Raw genomic sequence first — 18903 nt, forward strand, 5'->3', positions numbered from 1 at the left:
TCATCCCACCCGGCATGGCCGGCACAGGGTGGTAGTGCCGGCCGCTGGCCGGCAATTACGGGAAGTCGGCCAGCGGCCGGCGCTACCAGGAGATCCATGCCATGCGTGGATGGGGTCTCACCCCACCCGGCGCAGGAACTCCTCGGCGTCCATTGGTCGGCCCAGGTGGTAACCCTGCAATTGATCACACCCCAGTTCGCTCAGGTACTCGCGCTGTGCCTGCGTCTCCACACCCTCTGCCACCACCTGCAGCTGCAGGGTGCGCCCCAGCGCGATGATCGACGAGACGATGGCGGCATCCTCTTCATTGCATTCCAGATCGTGCACGAACGCGCGGTCGATCTTCAGTTCGGTGGCGGGCATGCGCTTCAGGTAGAGCAGGCTGGAATAGCCCGTGCCGAAGTCGTCGATGGCAATGTGCACGCCCATCGCGGTCAGGTCGTTGAGAATCGCCAGGCTGGCGTCCACGTCCTTCATCGCCGTGGTCTCGGTGATCTCCAGGGTCAGGCACGCCGGTTCGATGCGGTGCCGTTGCAGCACCTCGCGCACACTGTCCAGCAGCGCCGGCGAGGCGAACTGCAACGGTGACAGGTTCACCGCCATCGACCATTCGGAATGTCCGGCATCGTGCCACGCGCGCAGCTGTGCACAGGCACGGTCCAGTACCCAGTCACCGATCGGCAGGATCAGACCGCTGCGTTCGGCGATGGGAATGAACACATCCGGCGCCAGCAGGCCCAGCTCGGGATGCTGCCAGCGCAGCAGCGCTTCGGCGCCGGTGGCCGGTGCGCCGGCGGCAGGGAACTTGGGCTGGTAGTGCAGCACCAGCTCGTCGCGGGCGATGGCCTTGCGCAGGTCCTGCAGCAGGCGCAGCTGGCGGTTGGCACTGAGCTGCATCGAGGGGGTGAAGAACGTATAGCCGTTCCGGCCGGTCTCCTTGGTGTGGTACATCGCCGCATCGGCGTGTGCCATCAGCTCGCGCTCGTTGCCGGCGTCAGCCGGATACAGGGCGATGCCCAGGCTGGCGCTGACCTGCAGCTCGGCTGCATCCAGCAGGAACGGTTCGCCCGCCGCCGCGATGATCCGCTCGGCGACCACCACTGCATCGTCGGGAACATCGATGGCCAGCACGATCACGAACTCGTCGCCGCCGAGGCGGGCGAAGGTGTCCTGTGGCCGCAGCAGGCCGCCGATACGCTGCGCCACCGCCACCAGCAGGCGATCTCCCAGCTGGTGTCCGTACGCATCATTGACCGCCTTGAAGCCGTCCAGGTCGCAGAACATCACCGCCACCGCCTGGTTGCGCCGCCGCGCCTTCTCGATGGCCTGCTCGATGCGGTCCTGCAGCAGCATGCGGTTGGGCAGCTGGGTCAGCGGGTCGTGCAGGGCGGCCTGGATCAGCCTGTCGTTGGCGTGTGCCAGTGAATCGGCCAGCAGCCCGGTGCGCACGCGCATCTGCCGGTCGAACAGCGAGGCCACCAGGGCGATGCCCAGAGTCGCCACCGTGGTGACGATCACCAGCACCGCCAGCCAACGCGTGTCGATGCCGCCGCTGCCGACCGCGCCGCAGATGCTGCCCTCCGGGAAGCGCGCCGCGGCCATGCCGGTGTAGTGCATGCCGACGATGGCCAGGCCCATCACCAGTGAGGCGAGCAGGCGCAGGCGCGTGGTGTTGCGCTGCTCGGCACGCAGGCGGAAGGCAATCCACAGCGCCGCACCGGCGGCGCCGATGGCAACCGCGATGGAGGCAGCGAACCAGCCCGGGTGATAGTCGATGCCCGGCTGCATGCGCATCGCGGCCATGCCCAGGTAGTGCATGGTGGCAATGCCCAGGCCCATCAGCACGGCGCCGGCCAGCAGACGTCGCCAGGGCAGGCTGGACCGCGACACCAGCCACAGCGCATAGGCCGAGGCGCCGATCGACACGGCCAGCGAGTACAGGGTGATGCCGAGGTCGTAGCCGACCGGAATCGGCAGGTCGAAGGCCAGCATGCCGATGAAATGCATCGACCAGATACCCAGGCCCATCGCCGCCGCGCCGCCGGCCAGCCACCAGCGGGCCACGCGCCCCTCGGCGGTGGCCAGGCGGCCGGCCATGTCCAGCGCCGTGTACGAAGCAAGAATGGCCACCAGCAGGGAGATGGCGACCAGGCTCTGACTGTAACTGCCAGTCATGTTGAATCCAGAGGGGGAGGGAGGGGGCGCCCGCAAGGCGCACGCCCGCGACAGCTATCGGCGCGGGCAGGCGGGACTTGAGCGGTCGCAGCACCTGCGACCCGGCTCGGCTATCCTGCCACGCCTGTTCCCGTTGCTGGAAATCATCCGATGGCCAAAGCCCGCACCGCCTACGTCTGCAATGAATGCGGCGCCGAATTCAGCAAGTGGCAGGGCCAGTGCACCGAGTGCAACGCCTGGAACTCGCTGTCGGAAATCGTGCTGGAGAGCGCGGCGGCGGCCAAGGCGCCGGCGTCGCGCCGGGCGGGTTGGGCGGGCAAGATCGATCCGCCGAAGATCACCGCGCTGAAGGACGTGGAGCAGACCGAGCACCGCCGGGTCAGCACCGGCATCGGCGAGTTCGACCGTGTGCTCGGCGGTGGCCTGGTCGAGGGCGCGGTGGTGCTGGTCGGCGGTGACCCGGGCATCGGCAAGTCGACCCTGCTGCTGCAGGCAGTGGCGAAGATGGCGGCCGAACTGCCGGTGCTGTACGTCACCGGCGAGGAGTCGCTGGCGCAGGTGGCCGGCCGTGCGCACCGGCTGGAACTGCCACTGGATGGGGTCAACGCGCTGGCCGAGACCGGCGTCGAGTCGATCCTGCAGCATGCCTCCAGGGCGGGCCCGCGGCTGATCGTGGCCGATTCGGTGCAGACCCTGTGGACCGAGAGCCTGACCGCCGCGCCGGGTTCGGTCAGCCAGGTGCGCGAGAGCGCGGCGCGGCTGGTGCGTTTCGCCAAGGAGACCGGCACCGCCGTGTTCCTGGTCGGCCACGTGACCAAGGAGGGCGGCATCGCCGGCCCGCGCGTGCTCGAACACATGGTCGATGCGGTGCTGTACTTCGAAGGCGAGAGCGGCAGCCGCTTCCGTTTGCTGCGCGCGTTCAAGAACCGCTTCGGTGCGGTCAACGAACTCGGCGTGTTCGCGATGGGGGACAAGGGCCTGAAGGAAGTCTCCAATCCATCGGCCATCTTCCTGTCCGGCGGCAGCACCCATCAGCCGGGCAGCTGCGTGATGGTCACCCGCGAGGGCACGAGGCCCCTGCTGGTGGAGGTGCAGGCACTGGTCGATGCATCGCCGCTGTCGAACCCGCGCCGTGTCGCGGTCGGCCTGGAGCAGAACCGCCTGGCCATGTTGCTGGCCGTGCTGCACCGTCACGGCGGCGTGCTGGTCGGCGACCAGGACGTGTTCGTCAATGTGGTCGGGGGTATCCGCGTACAGGAGACCGCGGCCGACCTGCCGGTGCTGCTGGCGGTGCTGTCCTCGCTGCAGGACCGGCCGCTGGCGGAAAAGACGATTGCCTTTGGCGAGGTTGGCCTGTCCGGCGAGATCCGCCCGGTGCCCAACGGCGAGGACCGCCTGCGCGAGGCGGCCACCCATGGTTTCAAGCGCGCCATCGTGCCCAAGGCCAACGCGCCCAAGGGCGGTTCGGTGAAGGGCATGGAAGTGATCGCGGTGGAGCGCCTGTCCGAGGCTATCGACGCGGCGTGATGCGCGCGGCCCTGCCTCTACAAACGTCGTATACGGCAACGGTCAGCCTGCCTGTGCTAGTTTTTCCCGCTCGACGAAGGCGCCCTCTGGCGTCTTTCCGTGCCCAGGAGTAAACGATTACATGCAGGACACCACGCCCACCGCCCCCAACGCCGAAATCCGTCGCGCAGGGGTCGATCTCAATGGATTGATGACGGTGCTGGGCAAGCACCTGTATTCCACCCCGGTGGTGGCGCTGCGTGAGCTGGTGCAGAACGCGCATGACTCGATCATCCGTCGCCGCATCGAGCAGCCTGGCATCGAAGTGCCGTCGCGCATCTCGGTGCAGGTCGATGCCGCTGCCGGCGTGCTGCGCATCACCGATACCGGTGCCGGCCTGACCCGCCAGGAAATCCATGACTACCTGGCTACCGTGGGCGTCGGCTACACCCGGGGCCTGCGCCAGGGCGGGGAGGACGATGAAGGCCTGATCGGCATGTTCGGCCTCGGGTTCCTGTCGGCCTTCGTGCTGGCGCGCAGGGTCAGCGTGCGTACCACCTCGTACCAGACGCCGGAACTGGGTCATCTGTACGTGTCCAGCAATGCCGAGCAGTACACCGTCAGCGAAATGCCGGCGCGCGCGGTTGGCACCGAGGTGGAACTGGAGCTGCATCCGGATTTCCTGCCGCTGGCCAACGAGGCGCGCCTGCACGAGGTGCTGGGCCGCTATTGCGCGCTGCTGTCCGAGCCGATCTTCATCGGTGCTGCGGCCGAGGCGCTCAACCCCGAGCCGCCGCCGTGGCGCAGCCAGGGTGACGTCGTCGTGCATCCGGTACAGGCGCGTCGCCAGGCGCTGCAGTTCGCTGCGCGCTTCGAGCACGATTTCGAGCCGATCGTCACCGTGCCACTGCGCGCGGATGGCGACAGCGATGCCACCGGCCTGTTGTGGGTCCAGGACGGCGCTACCTACGGCACCAGTGACAACCGCAATCTTTCGGTGTTCGTGCGCGGCATGCTGCTGGATGACGATGCGCGCGACCTGCTGCCGCCGTGGGCCGGTTTCATCGGCGGGGTGATCGAATCCTCGCGGCTGACGCCCACCGCCAGCCGCGAAGACCTGCAGCGCGATGACCAGTACCGGGCCGTGCAGCACGCGCTGCTGGAGGCGCTGATTGATGGCCTGGCCGACGTCGCACGGCAGCAGCCGGAAGCCTGGCGACGCGTTCTCACGCGCCATAATGAGGCCTTGCTGGGCGCGGCGCTGTGCGATGACCGCCTGTTCGACCTGCTGTTGGAGCACGTGCGCGTGCCGACTTCGCAGGGCGACCTGCCGGCCAGTGCGCTGCCGGCGCGTGGTGCCGTGCATGTGATTCTCGACAATGGCGGTGGCTTCGAGGAGATGCTGTTCCGCGCGATGGGGGTACCGGTCGCGCATGGCCACCGCTATGCAGTCGTGCCGTTCCTGCGTCGCTGGGCCCAGGCCAAGGGCCTGCGCCTGGTTGAACTGGGGACCGAGCAGGGTAACCGTGCACTGTTCCGAAGCGATGACAGCCTCGACGAGGCGCAGCTGGCATGGCTGCGCGAGCAGCTGGGCGACGGCGAACAGTTGCTGCCGGCACGCTTCAGCCCCGAGTCGCTGCCGGTGGTGGTGGTGCCCGACCGCGAAGCCGAGCTGAAGCAGCGCCTGGAAGACGACGAGAACGACAAGCGCGTGTCGATGGCCGCGCTGCGCCTGGCCCGGCAGTTCACCGCACGCATCGAGTCGCGCGCGCCGTCGCGGCTGTACCTCAATCTCGACAACCCGGCAGTGCAGGCGCTGCTGCGCGCCCAGCGCGAGGGGCATCCACAGGCCGAAGCCGCAGCCCGTCTGCTGCGCTCACTGAAGATCATCGTCGCCGCGCAGGGCCGCCCGCTGGCACGCGCGAACGCTACGCCCGGCCCGGATCTCAACGGCGCCTTTACCGATATCGCCGGTGCCCTGCAGCAGATGCTGCGCTGAGCACCGTACCTTCTCATCCAGCCTTCGCTAGACAGGAGCACTTACCCCATGGACATCTGGAACTGGGTCGAAAAACTGCAGGGTGACCTGCGCCAGGCCGGCCAGGCGCAGAACGCGCACCTGCTGAACCGTCTCGCCGACGAGGTGAGTGAACTGCAGATCGACCGCGTCGATGCATTGCTGCCCGAAGCGCGTGCGCTGGGCAAGGCGCTGGACAACCCGTGGGTCGACGTCTATGTCGGCCACTGGGCGCTGCGCAACCGCGTCGGCAACCGCGTCGAAGGCGAGAGCGCGCTGGGCGAAGCGGTGGCGCTGTTCGAACGTGCGCACCGTGATGACACGCTGGAATGCCCGCAGTCGATCTGCGTGACCCAGGATCTGGCTGCCTGCTATGGCAACATCGATGGCCCGGGCTGGGTGCCCGAGCGCATCGAGGTCTGCGATGAAACACTGGGTCGCATCGATCCGAGCTGGGCCTGTTTCCAGTGCCTGAGCTGCGAGAAGGCCGATGCGCTGCTCGATGATGGTCGTGGCCAGGCGGCGCTGGATTACCTGCAGGCGCAGGCCGATGCCGTGGAGGCCTGTGGCAAGGAAGTGTTCGACAGCTTCCCGGAGATGCAGATCAAGATCCTGCTGGGAATGGGCCGTGCCGATGAGGCACTGGCGCTGATCGAAAAGCGGGAGGCCGAAGTTGCTGCGTCCGGAGAATACGAGCCGGCCAACTGCACGGTGCCGCGCCGCCTGTCCAAGGCCTGGGCGCTGGCCCAGCTGGGTCGCGACGAAGAGGCGCTGCAGCAGCTGGTGCCGTGGAGCGAGCTGACTCCGAACTACTGGCGCCTGTGGGCCAACACCGCCGCCGCGCTCTGCCAGCGGGATCCTGCGCGCAATACCTGGGATCTGGGCACGCGCTTCAACACGATCATCGAGCACTTTGCCCGGGTCGGATCGCATCGCCTGCTGATCGAAGTGGCAGCACTGAGCCTGGAGCTGGCGCTGCAGCGTGGCGCGCGCTGGGTGGCACTGCGGCAGCTGGAACTGGCCCGCACCCATCTGGCGCAGCTGCGCCAGGATCGTGGTGCTGCGGCGCTGGTGGCCGGCCTGGCCGCGGGCATCGACGCGTTGCCGGATGTCGCACCGCTGCCGGTGCCGGCGGGCGAGCTGCTGGCATGGCTGGACGCGCAGGGCGAACAGAACCAGTCGCGCGATCCCGAGCGCGAAGCGCAGTGGTTGCTGCAGGCGCATGCCGAGTTGCCCGATGACGAGGCGCTGGCCGAGATGGCGGCCAGCGCACTCAATGCCTGCGGCGCGCAGCCCGAGGCGCGCGCGCTGCTGTGGCGGTTCGTACGCAGCCATGCGCAGAACGATGGTCCCGCGGCCTACACGTTGATGCGCTGGCTGGCCGAACAGGGCGACGACGATGGCCTGCGCCAGCTGGCCGATCTCTACCGTGGCAGCGTGCCGGTGTTCGCGCACTGGTGCGAGGTGCAGCGTGCACGCCGCGTGTCCGACTGGCCGGCGCTGGAGCAGGCGGCCCGATGCCTGCTGGAGCTGTCGCCGGGCTCGCACGGCGCGCGCGGCACGCTGGCGCGGATGTACATGGAAACCGGCCGCTTCAGCGAAGCACAGGCCTGCTATGCGCAGCTGGTTGAATTGCTGGAAGAGCCGAATGCCGCGCATTGGGACCACATGAGTGCCGCCAGCGCGGCACGGGATTGGGACGCCGTGCGTCGCTCGGCCAAGGCGATCGGCATGGAGCTGTCCAGCCAGGAAGGCGTGGTCGAAGAGCCGTGGGGCTGGGTGATCATCCGCAGCGAAGAGAACGGTGAGCCGATGGAGTACTACGCCCGTCGCAGCGGACCGGTGACCGCGCGCATCGTCGAGAACGCGCCGTCCAACCGCGCCCAGCAGGTGGGCGACTGGGTGGTGTTCGATGCCGCGCTGGTGCATCCGGCACCCGAGGAGGAGGAAGCACGCGAGCATTTCATCCCGACCTATGCGCAGGTGCATGTGCTGGAACGCGGAGGCTTCGCCCGCAGCTGGATGATCGATGGCGCGCACCCGGGCGAAGAGGCCTGGAACGTCTTCGTCGAGGCGGCCGAAGCACAGGGTTGGAAGGTGTGGTCGCACAGCCGCCCGGACTACACCGTCACCGACCCCGATGTGGAAGACGGCACGCTGCCCGGCCTGCTGTTCACCGTGGCCCAGCCGCAGGACCATGCACCGCTGGCGCTGCACCGCTTCCTCCAGCAGCAGACCGCGACGTGGCCGCATCCGCATTGCTGGCTGCGCCTGGCCGAAGCCTGCAACCAGGATCGCCAGCCGCACCTGGACGTGATCGAGCGTTACGGGTTGTAAGCCGGGTATCGGGTAGTGCCGGCCGCTGGCCGGCAGCACCGGGATATCCTGTAGTGCCGGCCAGCGGCCGGCACTCCCTCAAGGAGAAATACATGCGAAAGACAGGGATGCTCGTGATCACCGGGCTGCTGCTGGCCCCCGCCGTGCAGGCTGCTCCCGCCTGCCGGGAGCCTGCGGCTGTGGCCCGCGCCTTCTACGAGGCGACGACTGGCAACGGTGATCTGCTGGATCCGCCGGCCGCGCTGGTCAGCGCGGCCTTCGGCAAGGCGCTGCGTGATGAGCGTGCCTGCCAGCAGCGCGAGGAGGGCATCTGCACGATCGATTCCGATCCGTGGCTGGATGCGCAGGATGGCGACATCGACAGCCCCGTGCGTTACAGCTGGAAAGAGGCCTCGGCGACCACCGGCCAGGTAGAAATGCGCTATTTGGTCTGGAAGAAGGCCTACGTGACCCGGTTGCCGATGGTGCGCCAGGGCCAGGGCTGCTGGCAGGTCGATGACATCCTCACCAACAGCGGCCGTTCGGTGCGGAAGATCCTGGCGCAGCCGGTGCCCTGACCGGCGGCAGCATCCACGCAGGGTGCGGTCCAGTTGCCGGCCAGCGGCCGGCACTACCAGGTGATGTTGGGTGGGTGCCGACCGTTGGGCGGCACGCTTCTATCGCGTATGCCCGAACACCAGTTCGATCACGAACTGGCTGCCGAAGAACGCCAGCAGCAGCAACAGCATTGCCGCCAGCGTCCAGTGCACCGCCTTCATGCCGCGCCAGCCGTAGCGGCGGCGGCCGACCAGCAGCACGCCGAACACGACCCACGACAGCACGCTCAGCACGGTCTTGTGCACCAGCTTCTGTGCCAGCAGGTCATCGACGAACAGCACACCGGTGACCAGGGTCAGGGTCAGCAGCGCGAAGCCGACGGTGATCACCCGGAACAGCAGTGATTCCAGGTCGGCCAGCGGCGGCAGCGCCCGCAGCCACGGCCGGAACTCGCGGCGACGCAGTGCGCGTTCCTGCAGCCACAGCATGATTGCCAGCAGCGCGGCGATGCTCAGCGTGGCGTAGGCCAGCAGCGCCAGCCAGGCGTGGCTGGCCAGGCGCCAGCCCAGCACCTTGCTCGGTTCGTGGCCGTAGCCGTGGTAGGCCAGCAGCAGCACGGCAGCCAGCGGGAACACCACCACGCCCAGCGCCGACATCCGCCCGCGCGCGCCGACCAGCGAGGTCAGCCAGGCCATGCCCAGGCCGACCAGCGACAGCGCGGCGAAAAAGTGCATGTCCGGCCCGCCGTTGGTGCGCATCGCCACCATCACGTGGTAGCTGCCATGCAGCAGCATCGCCGGCAGGGCCGGCCACAGCCAGGTGGGCGAGCCGGTGGTTTCATCGCGGCCGAGCGCGCGCACCAGCAGGGCACTGGCAGCCAGGTAGAGCAGGACGGCGATGAGAACGATTGTCATCGTTGCAGTTTCGCACACCCCTGCGGTGGTGGCGACGGCCCCGTGGCCGCAGTCCGGGGAGACAGCCGGACCCGTTATACTGTCTGCCTTATTGTCCCCCGCTTTCAGACAGGTTGCGCCGCATGTTCGAGTCCCTGACCCAGCGCCTTTCCGGCACCATCGAGCGCCTGCGTGGCCGTGGCCGCCTGACCGAGGAGAACATCCGCGAGGCGACCCGCGAAGTGCGCATCGCGCTGCTCGAAGCCGACGTTGCGCTGCCGGTGGTGCAGGCCCTGATCGAGCGCATCAAGGTACGAGCGGTCGGCCAGGAAGTGCTGAAGTCGCTGACCCCGGGCCAGGCGCTGATCAAGGTCGTGCGCGACGAACTGACCGCGGTGATGGGCGCCGAAGCCAGCGACCTGAACCTCAATGTGCCCGCGCCGGCCATCATCCTGATGGCGGGCCTGCAGGGCGCCGGCAAGACCACAACGGTGGGCAAGCTGGCCAAGCACCTGAAGGAAAAGCGCAAGAAGAAGGTGATGGTGGTTTCGGCCGACGTCTACCGTCCGGCCGCGATCGAACAGCTGAAGACCCTGGCCGAGCAGGTCGGCGTGCTGTTCTTCCCGTCCAGCGCCGACCAGAAGCCGGAAGCCATCGTCCGTGCCGCCATCGACGACGCGCGCAAGTCGTTCGTCGACGTGCTGCTGGTCGATACCGCCGGCCGCCTGGCCATCGACGAAGCGATGATGGCCGAGATCAAGGCCCTGCACGCTGCGGTGAACCCGGCCGAAACCCTGTTCGTGGTCGACGCCATGACCGGCCAGGACGCGGCCAACACCGCCAAGGCCTTCGGCGATGCCCTGCCGCTGACCGGCGTGGTGCTGACCAAGACCGACGGTGACGCCCGTGGCGGTGCCGCACTGAGCGTGCGCTACATCACCGGCAAGCCGATCAAGTTCGTCGGCGTCAGCGAAAAGCCGGAAGGCCTGGACGTGTTCCACCCGGACCGTATCGCCAGCCGCATCCTCGACATGGGCGACGTGCTGTCGCTGGTCGAGCAGGTAGAGCAGCAGGTCGACAAGGACAAGGCGGCCAAGCTGGCCGAGAAGGTCGCCAAGGGCAAGAAGTTCGACCTGAACGACATGCGTGACCAGCTCGAGCAGATGCAGAACATGGGCGGCATCGGCGGCCTGATGGACAAGCTGCCGGGCCTGGGCAACATCCCCGACCATCTGAAGCAGCAGGTCAGCCAGGGCAAGGAAGTGCCGCGCATGATCGCCATCATCAGCTCGATGACCAAGAAGGAACGGCGCAACCCGAACCTGCTGAACGGCTCGCGCCGCGCGCGCATCGCCAAGGGCTCGGGCGTGACGCCGGCTGACGTCAACAAGCTGATGAAGCAGTACATGCAGATGGAAAAGATGATGAGCAAGATGGCCGGCGGCGGCATGAAGGGCATGCTGCGCAGCATGAAGGGCATGATGGGCGCCATGGGCGGCCGCGGCATGCCGTTCCGTTGATGCAGCGACGGGGCCGGCGCGCATTGCGACGCGGCCCCGGTCACAATGACTGGCGTATGCTGGATGGCGACTTCTCCAACAGGTATGTCGCGTGAATGCATCGCCGATTCTTGAACGCGCCGACACCTTCTGTCGGCGTTTTTCATTGCAGCTTCCGATCCTGCTGGCACCGATGGCCGGTGCCTGCCCGGTGCCGCTGTCGGCCGCGCTGGCCAATGCCGGCAGCATGGGCGCGATGGGTGCGGTGCTGTCGCCGGCCGCCGATATCGGCCGCTGGATGGATGACTTCCGCGCCGCTTCCAATGGCCCGGCGCAGGTGAACCTGTGGGTGCCGGATCCGGTGCCGACCCGTGACGTTGCCGCCGAGGCTGCCAGCCGCGCCTTCCTGACGCAGTGGGGCCCGGACGTGCCGGCCAGCGCCGCCGATGCCACGCCCGCCGACTTCGAAGAACAGTTCGCCGCACTGCTGGCCGCACGCCCGGCGGTGGCCTCGACCATCATGGGTGTGTTGCTGCCGCGCCACGTGCAGCAGTTGAAGGATGCCGGCATTGCCTGGATCGCCTGCGCGACCACCTTGTCCGAAGCGCGTGCAGCACAGGACGCCGGTGCCGATGCGGTGGTGGCGCAGGGCATGGAAGCGGGCGGCCATCGCGGTGCGTTCGATCCGGCGATGGCCGAGCGCCAGCTGGTCGGCCTGTTCGCGCTGCTGCCGCGCCTGGCCGATCACCTGCAGATCCCGGTGATTGCCGCCGGCGGTATCGCCGATGGCCGCGGTATCGCGGCCGCGCTCACGCTGGGGGCCAGCGCGGTGCAGATCGGCACCGCGTTCCTGCGCACGCCCGAAGCCGCGATCGCCTCGGCGTGGGCCGATGGGCTGGCCGCCAGCGAACCGGAAGACACCTGGCCGACCCGCGCCTTCAGCGGCCGCCTGGGCCGCGGCCTGGCGACCGCCTATGTGCGCGCCGCTGCCGCAGAAGGCGCCCCGGCGCCACGCCCGTACCCGGTGCAGCGCGGGCTGACCGCGCCGATGCGCAATCAGGCCGCGCAGGAAAACCGCCTGGCGGCGATGCAGGCCTGGGCCGGGCAGTCGGCGTGGATGGCGCCGGCACAGCCGGCCGCCGACGTGCTGCGCGGCATGTGGAGCCAGGCGCAGGCGCTGCTGCGATGACGGTGACCTGCAACGGCCTGCCGGCACAGGTCGAGGATCTGCTGCCGGCGCTGGTCAACTACGGCCATTTCACCTCGCTGCAGGTGCGCGACCACGCGGTGCAGGGACTGGGCCTGCATCTGGCGCGGCTGTCACAGGCCACGCGTGCACTGTTCGGCAGCGAGCTGGATACGGTGCAGGTACAGACCTGGATGGCACAGGCCCTGCAGCAGGCCGGCCTGGCCGATGCCTCGCTGCGGGTGACGGTGTACTCGCGCCGGTTCGATTTCCGCAACCCGCTGGCGGCGGTGCCGGTGGACGTGCTGGTGGCAGTATCAGCGCCGGTGGCCCTGGTCGCGCCCAAGCGCGTGCGCAGCGTGGTCTGGCAGCGCGAAATGCCGCAGATCAAGCACGTGGGCACGTTTGGCCTGTTCGCCGAGCGCCGCGCGGCGATGGCCGAAGGATTCGACGATGTGCTGTTCGTGACCGCTGATGGCGACGTGAGTGAAGGCAGCACCTGGAACCTGGCCGTGCACGATGGTGAACGGCTGCTCTGGCCGCAGGCGCCGGCCCTGCGCGGTACGGCCGAGGCGCTGATGAAGCGGCACTGGCCCGATACGCAGTTGACGCGGCCGTTGGCGCTGGCTGAACTGGGCAGTGTGAAGGCCGCTTTTGCCTGCAACGCCAGCGGCCTGTGGGCGCTGGAGGCCATCGACGGGCATCTCCTGCCAAGCTCGCAGGCGCTGGCTGAACAGGGCAGGGCGGTGCTGGCGGCGGTGGCTTGGCAGGGGCTGGGGTCAGATCCCTTTTGCGGCGCAAAAGGGATCTGACCCCAAGCGAACGCCCGGGGTTGGCTCGGCCGGACTCTACCGCTATAATCGCCCGCTTACCTCGCCATCCTGGCGACTGGGCAATAGGAAAAACACCATGGTCAAGATTCGACTGACCCGCGGCGGCGCCAAGAAGCGTCCGTTCTACCACATCATCGTCACCGACGTGCGCAGTGCGCGCGACGGCCGCAACATCGAGCGCGTTGGTTTCTACAACCCGGTCGCCCAGGGCGGCGAGAAGCGCATCGAGCTGGACCTGGCCCGCGTTGACCATTGGGTCAAGAACGGCGCCCAGCCGACCGACAAGGTCCGCAACCTGATCAAGGAAGCGACCAAGTCCCAGGCCGCTGCGGCCTGATCCTGACGGGCCACGCTTCGGCGTGGCCCTCTTGGTTGAAGCAGATGAAAGATATCGAGCGCCGCATCCTGCTGGGCAGGGTTGTCGGCGCTTTTGGTGTGCGCGGCGAGATCAAGCTCGAGTCCTGGACCGAGCCACGTTCCGCCATTTTCCGTTACCAGCCGTGGATCGTGCGCAGCCCGTCCGGCGTGGAAACCACGATTGAAGGTGTGCGTGGCCGCGACAGTGGCAAGCACCTGGTCGCCCGGTTCCCCGGCGTCGAGGACCGCGATACCGTTGAAGCGATGCGCGGCACCGAGATCTATGTGGCCCGCAGTGCCCTGCCACCGCCGAAGCCCGATGAGTATTACTGGGTGGACCTGGAAGGCCTGGACGTGAAGACCACCGAGGGCGTTGCCCTGGGCCAGGTCTCGCACTTGTTCAGCACCGGCGCCAACGACGTGGTGGTGGTCCGGGGTGACCGCGAGCGGATGATCCCGTTCGTGCAGCCGGACTTCGTCAAGTCGGTCGATTTCGAGGCCAACCTGGTCGTGGTCGACTGGGATCCCGAGTTCTGAGTGTGAGCATGCGTTTCGACGTCATCACCCTGTTCCCCGAGTTCCTCGCCCAGTCCGCTGGACTGGGCGTGGTCGGGCGCGCGCAGGAGAAGGGATTGTTCAGCCTGCATGGCTGGAATCCCCGTGATTACGCCGAAGGCAACTACCGCCGGGTGGACGACCGTCCGTTCGGTGGCGGCCCGGGCATGGTGATGCTGATCGAACCGTTGCAGGCCTGCCTGCAGGCGATCCGCGATGCTGATCCGACCCCGGCGCGGGTGATCTACCTCAGCCCGCAGGGGGCGCCGTTGACCCAGGCCAAGGTACGGGAACTGGCGGCACTGCCGCGCATGGTCCTGCTCTGTGGTCGCTACGAGGGCATCGACGAGCGTTTCCTGGAAGCCAATGTCGACGAGGAAATCTCCCTCGGCGACTATGTGCTGTCGGGTGGCGAGCTGGGTGCCGCGGTCATCATCGACGCCGTGGCCCGCCTGCAGGACGGGGCCCTGAATGACGCTGAATCAGCGGCCCAGGACAGTTTCGAAGGTGATCTGGGCCTGCTCGACTGTCCGCACTACAGCCAGCCGGCCCAGCACCCTCTGGGCGACGTGCCGGACGTGCTGCGCTCAGGCAACCATGCGGCCATCGCCGCGTGGCGCCGCCAGCAGTCGCTGGTCCGTACCGCCCAGCGGCGCCCGGACCTGCTGGATGAACAGACGCTGGGCAAGGCCGACCGCACGCTGCTGGAACAGGGCCGTCAAGCCCAGAAACAGAAGGCCGCCCCCTAGCGCAGGGCCGGCTTTATCGGCTATCATGGCCAATTACCGCCAGCCCAGGCCGGCGCGCGCAGTACCCACAACAAACGTGCAGCACAGTCCGGTGACTGCATGAGCCCACGTTGTCTACATGACACGCCCACCCGAACAAGAATCGGTGTAACCCATGAGCAAGCTGAACAAGTCCATCGTCGCGGAATTCGAATCCGCCCAGATCACCCGTGAACTGCCGAAGTTCAGCCAGGGCGACACCGTTGTCGTCAACGTGAAGGTGAAGGAAGGCAGCCGCGAGCGCGTGCAGGCCTACGAAGGCGTCGTCATCGCCACCAAGAACGCCGGCCTGAACTCCTCGTTCACCGTGCGCAAGATCTCGCACGGCTACGGCGTCGAGCGCGTGTTCCAGACCCACAGCGCCATCATCGACTCGGTCGAAGTGAAGCGTCGTGGTAAGGTCCGCGCCGGCAAGCTGTACTACCTGCGTGGCCTGGAAGGCAAGGCTGCCCGCATCAAGGAAGACCTGGCTGCCGCTGCTGCCGCCAAGGCTGCCCGTCTGGCCGAAAAGGCCTGATAAACAACTTCGGTTGTTGCCGCGACGGCCACCTTCGGGTGGCCGTTTGCGTTTCCGGCATCGCATCGGCCATGCTCAGGTGATGAACGACATCAACCCGCGCTATCCCGCCGTGATCCAGTCGGCGTTGCGCTTCCTCGACGGCAAGGGACTGGCGCGTGTGCAGTCGGCGCCGTTGCTGCATCGCCTGCTGTGGCGCATGGGCATCGCACTGCCACCGCCGATCCTCGCCGGCTTCGGTACCAATGCGCTGGTGCAGGGCCTGTTGTTCGGGCTGTTCTGGACCGCGCTGATGTGGCTGATGCTGTGGCAGGGCAGCGAGCGTCCGCTGGCCTTGCTGCTGGCGGCCGGGCTGTTGGCTGGTGCGCTGTTCGGCGTGGTGATGGCCGGCTTGATGCGCTCGCTGCGCCGTCACCGCAAATTGCCGGAGTGGCGCCAGTTCCGCGCGGGGCAGGCGGACTGAGCCGATGGCGCACTGCGCCGTGACCGCCCGGCACAGGCCGCGGTAGGCTGCCGGCATCATCCCGATGGACGTGCCGTGCGATGCCTGCCAAGCGAACCGCACCTTCCGCTGCGCCCAAGCTGTTGTCAGGCGGTAATCCGCAGATCGCCAAGGGCGAGGGCGATGCCACGGTACAGGCCTATATCGCGGCGATGCCGGACTGGAAGCGGCCGATCGGCGCACGGCTGGATGCGCTGGTCGAACAGGCCGTACCCGGGGTGCACAAGGCGGTGAAGTGGAACTCGCCGATGTATGCGGTGGCCGCGGGCGAAGGCTGGTTTCTCAGCTTCCATTGCTTCACCCGCTATATCAAGGTGGCGTTCTTCCGCGGCGCTGCGCTGAAACCGGTGCCGCCGGAGCCGTCCAGGAGTGCCGATACGCGCTACCTGCACATTGCACAGGATGGCGTACTGGATGAAGCCCGGTTTCTTGACTGGGTGCGCCAGGCCGCGGCATTGCCCGGCGAACACATGTAAGCCCACCGTTCTGATCTCCTTGCCGACGAGAGCCGCTGATGGCCACGCATGCACCCAACCCGGCCGATGCCGGAACCCCGGCCGCCGAACTGATCGATGCGCGCATCGCCGAACTGGGCGACTGGCGTGGCGAAGCGCTGGCACGCGTGCGTGCGTTGATCCATGAGGCGCTGCCCGACGTGCAGGAAACCTGGAAATGGCGGGGTACACCGGTGTGGGAGCACAACGGCATCCTGTGCACCGGCGAGACCTACAAGCAGGCGGTGAAGCTGACGTTTGCCAATGGCGCGGCGCTGGCCGACCCCAAAGGCCTGTTCAACGCCAGCCTGGAGGGCAACACGCGGCGCGCGATCAATATCCATGAAGGCGCGATGCCGGATGCCGCCGCGTTCAAGGCGCTGATGCGCGCGGCGGCCATGTTCAACGCGGCGAAGAAGAAGCGGTAGAGCCGGCTGCTGGCCGGCTGTGCCGCGATGCTGCTGGAGAGGCTTGAGGTTGCCAGCGGCCGGCACTACCGCATCGGTGCGGCATCCGGGTCGGCCACCGGCGACGGCGGGCAGGCCGGAATTTCCGACGGCGTGGCCAGTTCCTCGGCGTGCGAGGGCTTGCCCATCATCTTCGCCTTGCGCCAGCCGCCCCAGCGGTAGTACGCCAACGACAGCAGCATCGACGCCAGCGAGCTGACCGGGAAACTCCACCAGATCGCATCGGCGCCCCAATACGGCTGCAGCAGCTCGGCGAACGGCACGCGCACGCCCCACAGCGAACCGGCCAGGATCAGCAGCGGCGGGATCACCGCGCCGGTGGAGCGCACCACGCCGGAGATCACGAAGCTGACGCCGAAGAACAGGAACGAGCCGATCACCACGTGGTTGAGGTGACGGGCAATGTCCAGCGCCTGGCTGGCCGGCGGCAGGAACAGGGCCAGCAGCTGGCGATCGAACAGGACCAGCGGCAGGATCAGCGCGCCGGTCAGCAGGAAATTGAACAGCACGCCCTGGCGTGCGGTGCCGCGTACGCGGTCCCAGCGCTGTGCACCGACGTTCTGCGCCGCCATCGAAGAGCACGCCGCGCCGATCGCCATCGCCGGCATCTGCAGGTAGTTCCACAGCTGCAGGGAAGCGCCGTAACCGGCGGCGGTGTCGGTGCCGTACTGGTTGACCATGGTCATCAGCAGGATCACCGACAGCGAGATCAGCACCATCTGCAGGCCCATCGGCACGCCCTTGAGCACCAGCGCTTTCAGGATGGTCAGGTCGAGCTTGAACAGGCGCATGTCGGCGCGGCCCAGCCACAACGTGTGGCGCTTGTGCCGCATGTACAGCAGCAGGCCGGCCAGCGACAGCGTCTGCGCGACGAGCGTGGCCCAGGCCGAGCCGGCGATGCCCAGCGCGGGGAACGGCCCCATGCCGAAGATCAGAACCGGGTTCAGCACGATGTCCAGTGCCACCGACACCATCAGGAAACGGAACGGCGTGCGCGAGTCACCGGCACCGCGCAGCGCGGCGGTGAGGAAGGCGAACGCATACAGCGTCGGCATCGCCAGGAAGATGATCTGCAGGTAGGCCTCGGCCAATGGCAGCGAGGCGGCCGGCGTGCCCATCGCCGCCAGCAGCGGATGGGCCATGAACCAGCCGGCGATGGCGATGATCACCGACAGGCCGATGAAGAAGGTAGCGCTGGTGCCGACCACGCGCCGCGCCTGCGCGATGTCGCGCGCGCCGATCGCCTGGCCGATCAGGATGGTCGAGGCCATGCCGAAGCCGAACACCGAGCCGATCAGGAAGAACATGATGTTGTTGGCGTTCGCGGTGGCGGTCAGTGCCGCCTCGCCGAGGAAGCGCCCGACCCAGACCGCATTCACCGAACCGTTCAGCGACTGCGCGATGTTGCCGGCCAGGATCGGCAGGGAAAACAACAGGAGATTGCGGCCGATCGGGCCGGAGGTCAGGTCAAGCGGCGCTTTGGCCATGGAGTGGTGATCGAATCCCGGGAGGCGCACACTAGCACCAAGCCGGTTTGCGGGATGTGGCAATGCGTCAACGACTGCAGGTGAAGCGAAGGCTGGCGCTGGCCTTGATCGGCGCCGCGCTGGCCGCATGTTCGACAGGTGACCGGCTGGGCGATACCCAGGTGCGGCCAACCGACCGCCCCGAGTGCCTGGTCGGCAGCCAGCGCCAGGATCTTTCCGCCGGCGTTCCCACCCTGATCGGGGGCAGTGGCTGCCGCACCGACCCCGACAACCCGCGTCCCCTGAACAAGCGAACGGAGTAGTCCCTGCCGATGACCGAGCTTTCCCCGCTGTCGCCCAGTGTCCGCCTGGACATCTGGCTGTGGGCGGCCCGTTTCTTCAAGACCCGCAGCCTGGCCAAGCAGGCCATCGAGACCGGCAAGGTCAGCGTCGCCGGGCAGCGCCCGAAATCCTCACGCGCAGTGCGCGTCGGTGAGCAGCTGCAGGTCGACCGCGGCGAAGAGCATTTCGAGATCCAGGTGCTGGGCCTGAGCGACCAGCGCGGGCCGGCGCCGACGGCGCAGCAGTTGTATGCCGAGAGTGAGGCCTCGAAGGCGCGCCGTGCCGAACAGCGCGCGTTGCGCATCGCGGCGCGCGATGGTTTCCAGCCGCCGGAGCACAAGCCGGACAAGCGCGCACGGCGGTTGATCCGCGCGCTCGGCGATATCGACGCGTTGTAAGCAGCAGGGCGCCAGACCGGATCCGGCGCCCCCT

General features: G+C 67.8%; 19 protein-coding genes. 16 read left to right on the forward strand and 3 right to left on the reverse strand.

The window, feature by feature from the left end; all coding sequences use genetic code 11:
- Positions 1-117 precede the first annotated feature (117 nt).
- Complete coding sequence (locus AC5P9P_RS02065; RefSeq protein WP_005412645.1) at positions 118-2175, reverse strand: putative bifunctional diguanylate cyclase/phosphodiesterase; 2058 nt, start codon at positions 2173-2175, stop codon at positions 118-120.
- Positions 2176-2325: 150 nt separating this feature from the next.
- On the opposite strand from AC5P9P_RS02065, the gene radA reads away from it, so the two are divergent.
- The 4 genes from radA (at position 2326) to AC5P9P_RS02085 (ending at position 8592) form a co-directional block, all read left to right on the forward strand.
- Positions 2326-3702 carry a DNA repair protein RadA gene (gene radA / locus AC5P9P_RS02070; protein ID WP_005408586.1) on the forward strand — a complete coding sequence of 459 codons (1377 nt, stop codon included), beginning with the start codon at positions 2326-2328 and terminating at the stop codon, positions 3700-3702.
- A 121-nt stretch (positions 3703-3823) separates the two neighbouring features.
- Positions 3824-5680: an ATP-binding protein gene (locus AC5P9P_RS02075; protein ID WP_033833372.1), complete on the forward strand. Its 1857-nt coding sequence runs from the start codon at positions 3824-3826 to the stop codon at positions 5678-5680.
- Positions 5681-5728: 48 nt separating this feature from the next.
- Complete coding sequence (locus tag AC5P9P_RS02080; RefSeq protein ID WP_184013958.1) at positions 5729-8035, forward strand: tetratricopeptide repeat protein; 2307 nt, start codon at positions 5729-5731, stop codon at positions 8033-8035.
- A 92-nt stretch (positions 8036-8127) separates the two neighbouring features.
- On the forward strand, positions 8128-8592 hold the full coding sequence (locus AC5P9P_RS02085) for a YqhG/Tai3 family protein (protein WP_049404740.1): 465 nt from the start codon (positions 8128-8130) through the stop codon (positions 8590-8592).
- Positions 8593-8691: 99 nt separating this feature from the next.
- Here the strand turns inward: AC5P9P_RS02085 and AC5P9P_RS02090 are convergent, their stop codons facing one another.
- Complete coding sequence (locus AC5P9P_RS02090) at positions 8692-9486, reverse strand: cytochrome C assembly family protein (RefSeq protein WP_005408590.1); 795 nt, start codon at positions 9484-9486, stop codon at positions 8692-8694.
- A gap of 122 nt (positions 9487-9608) precedes the next feature.
- On the opposite strand from AC5P9P_RS02090, the gene ffh reads away from it, so the two are divergent.
- The 10 genes from ffh (at position 9609) to AC5P9P_RS02140 (ending at position 16624) form a co-directional block, all read left to right on the forward strand.
- Entirely contained in the window at positions 9609-10985 is a 1377-nt protein-coding gene (gene ffh / locus AC5P9P_RS02095) for a signal recognition particle protein (protein ID WP_005408591.1), read from the forward strand.
- Positions 10986-11076: 91 nt separating this feature from the next.
- The gene (locus tag AC5P9P_RS02100) at positions 11077-12153 is read left to right on the forward strand and encodes an NAD(P)H-dependent flavin oxidoreductase (RefSeq protein WP_111187926.1); all 1077 of its coding nucleotides are present in this window, start codon (positions 11077-11079) and stop codon (positions 12151-12153) included.
- Positions 12150-12962, forward strand: a complete 813-nt coding sequence (locus tag AC5P9P_RS02105) for an aminotransferase class IV family protein (protein ID WP_495232584.1) — start codon at positions 12150-12152, stop codon at positions 12960-12962. The genes AC5P9P_RS02100 and AC5P9P_RS02105 overlap by 4 nt, the downstream gene beginning before the upstream one ends.
- A 97-nt stretch (positions 12963-13059) precedes the next feature.
- Positions 13060-13320, forward strand: coding sequence for a 30S ribosomal protein S16 (gene rpsP / locus AC5P9P_RS02110; RefSeq protein WP_005408594.1), 261 nt, complete (start codon positions 13060-13062; stop codon positions 13318-13320).
- A gap of 44 nt (positions 13321-13364) precedes the next feature.
- Complete coding sequence (gene rimM / locus AC5P9P_RS02115) at positions 13365-13877, forward strand: ribosome maturation factor RimM (RefSeq protein WP_005408595.1); 513 nt, start codon at positions 13365-13367, stop codon at positions 13875-13877.
- An 8-nt stretch (positions 13878-13885) separates the two neighbouring features.
- Complete coding sequence (gene trmD / locus AC5P9P_RS02120) at positions 13886-14644, forward strand: tRNA (guanosine(37)-N1)-methyltransferase TrmD (protein ID WP_049432339.1); 759 nt, start codon at positions 13886-13888, stop codon at positions 14642-14644.
- A gap of 154 nt (positions 14645-14798) precedes the next feature.
- Entirely contained in the window at positions 14799-15200 is a 402-nt protein-coding gene (gene rplS / locus AC5P9P_RS02125) for a 50S ribosomal protein L19 (RefSeq protein WP_005408597.1), read from the forward strand.
- Between the two features lie 82 nt (positions 15201-15282).
- A complete protein-coding gene (locus AC5P9P_RS02130) occupies positions 15283-15663 on the forward strand; it encodes a DUF6404 family protein (RefSeq protein ID WP_012479532.1) in 381 nt (126 codons plus the stop codon).
- Between the two features lie 80 nt (positions 15664-15743).
- Positions 15744-16178 (forward strand): DUF1801 domain-containing protein, encoded by a 435-nt coding sequence (locus tag AC5P9P_RS02135; protein ID WP_005412655.1) that lies wholly within the window; start codon positions 15744-15746, stop codon positions 16176-16178.
- 38 nt (positions 16179-16216) lie between these two features.
- Positions 16217-16624, forward strand: a complete 408-nt coding sequence (locus AC5P9P_RS02140) for a DUF1801 domain-containing protein (RefSeq protein WP_033833379.1) — start codon at positions 16217-16219, stop codon at positions 16622-16624.
- 65 nt (positions 16625-16689) lie between these two features.
- On the opposite strand, the gene AC5P9P_RS02145 is transcribed toward AC5P9P_RS02140, so the two are convergent.
- The gene (locus tag AC5P9P_RS02145; protein WP_033833380.1) at positions 16690-18150 is read right to left on the reverse strand and encodes an MATE family efflux transporter; all 1461 of its coding nucleotides are present in this window, start codon (positions 18148-18150) and stop codon (positions 16690-16692) included.
- 62 nt (positions 18151-18212) lie between these two features.
- Here AC5P9P_RS02145 and AC5P9P_RS02150 point away from each other — a divergent pair, with 62 nt between their 5' ends.
- Positions 18213-18452, forward strand: coding sequence for a hypothetical protein (locus AC5P9P_RS02150; protein ID WP_005408602.1), 240 nt, complete (start codon positions 18213-18215; stop codon positions 18450-18452).
- Positions 18453-18461: 9 nt separating this feature from the next.
- On the forward strand, positions 18462-18869 hold the full coding sequence (locus AC5P9P_RS02155) for an RNA-binding S4 domain-containing protein (protein ID WP_005408603.1): 408 nt from the start codon (positions 18462-18464) through the stop codon (positions 18867-18869).
- The last annotated feature ends 34 nt before the right edge of the window (positions 18870-18903 follow it).

The organism is Stenotrophomonas sp. YJH_SMC_14-1, assembly GCF_059372275.1.

Bases quoted from the DNA above. Each gene is read 5' to 3' on its own strand.
- AC5P9P_RS02065 (WP_005412645.1), bottom strand. From the start codon at position 2,175: ATGACTGGCAGTTACAGTCAGAGCCTGGTCGCCATCTCCCTGCTGGTG.
- radA (WP_005408586.1), top strand. From the start codon at position 2,326: ATGGCCAAAGCCCGCACCGCCTACGTCTGCAATGAATGCGGCGCCGAA.
- AC5P9P_RS02075 (WP_033833372.1), top strand. From the start codon at position 3,824: ATGCAGGACACCACGCCCACCGCCCCCAACGCCGAAATCCGTCGCGCA.
- AC5P9P_RS02080 (WP_184013958.1), top strand. From the start codon at position 5,729: ATGGACATCTGGAACTGGGTCGAAAAACTGCAGGGTGACCTGCGCCAG.
- AC5P9P_RS02085 (WP_049404740.1), top strand. From the start codon at position 8,128: ATGCGAAAGACAGGGATGCTCGTGATCACCGGGCTGCTGCTGGCCCCC.
- AC5P9P_RS02090 (WP_005408590.1), bottom strand. From the start codon at position 9,486: ATGACAATCGTTCTCATCGCCGTCCTGCTCTACCTGGCTGCCAGTGCC.
- ffh (WP_005408591.1), top strand. From the start codon at position 9,609: ATGTTCGAGTCCCTGACCCAGCGCCTTTCCGGCACCATCGAGCGCCTG.
- AC5P9P_RS02105 (WP_495232584.1), top strand. From the start codon at position 12,150: ATGACGGTGACCTGCAACGGCCTGCCGGCACAGGTCGAGGATCTGCTG.
- rpsP (WP_005408594.1), top strand. From the start codon at position 13,060: ATGGTCAAGATTCGACTGACCCGCGGCGGCGCCAAGAAGCGTCCGTTC.
- rimM (WP_005408595.1), top strand. From the start codon at position 13,365: ATGAAAGATATCGAGCGCCGCATCCTGCTGGGCAGGGTTGTCGGCGCT.
- trmD (WP_049432339.1), top strand. From the start codon at position 13,886: ATGCGTTTCGACGTCATCACCCTGTTCCCCGAGTTCCTCGCCCAGTCC.
- rplS (WP_005408597.1), top strand. From the start codon at position 14,799: ATGAGCAAGCTGAACAAGTCCATCGTCGCGGAATTCGAATCCGCCCAG.
- AC5P9P_RS02130 (WP_012479532.1), top strand. From the start codon at position 15,283: ATGAACGACATCAACCCGCGCTATCCCGCCGTGATCCAGTCGGCGTTG.
- AC5P9P_RS02135 (WP_005412655.1), top strand. From the start codon at position 15,744: ATGCCTGCCAAGCGAACCGCACCTTCCGCTGCGCCCAAGCTGTTGTCA.
- AC5P9P_RS02140 (WP_033833379.1), top strand. From the start codon at position 16,217: ATGGCCACGCATGCACCCAACCCGGCCGATGCCGGAACCCCGGCCGCC.
- AC5P9P_RS02145 (WP_033833380.1), bottom strand. From the start codon at position 18,150: ATGGCCAAAGCGCCGCTTGACCTGACCTCCGGCCCGATCGGCCGCAAT.
- AC5P9P_RS02150 (WP_005408602.1), top strand. From the start codon at position 18,213: ATGCGTCAACGACTGCAGGTGAAGCGAAGGCTGGCGCTGGCCTTGATC.
- AC5P9P_RS02155 (WP_005408603.1), top strand. From the start codon at position 18,462: ATGACCGAGCTTTCCCCGCTGTCGCCCAGTGTCCGCCTGGACATCTGG.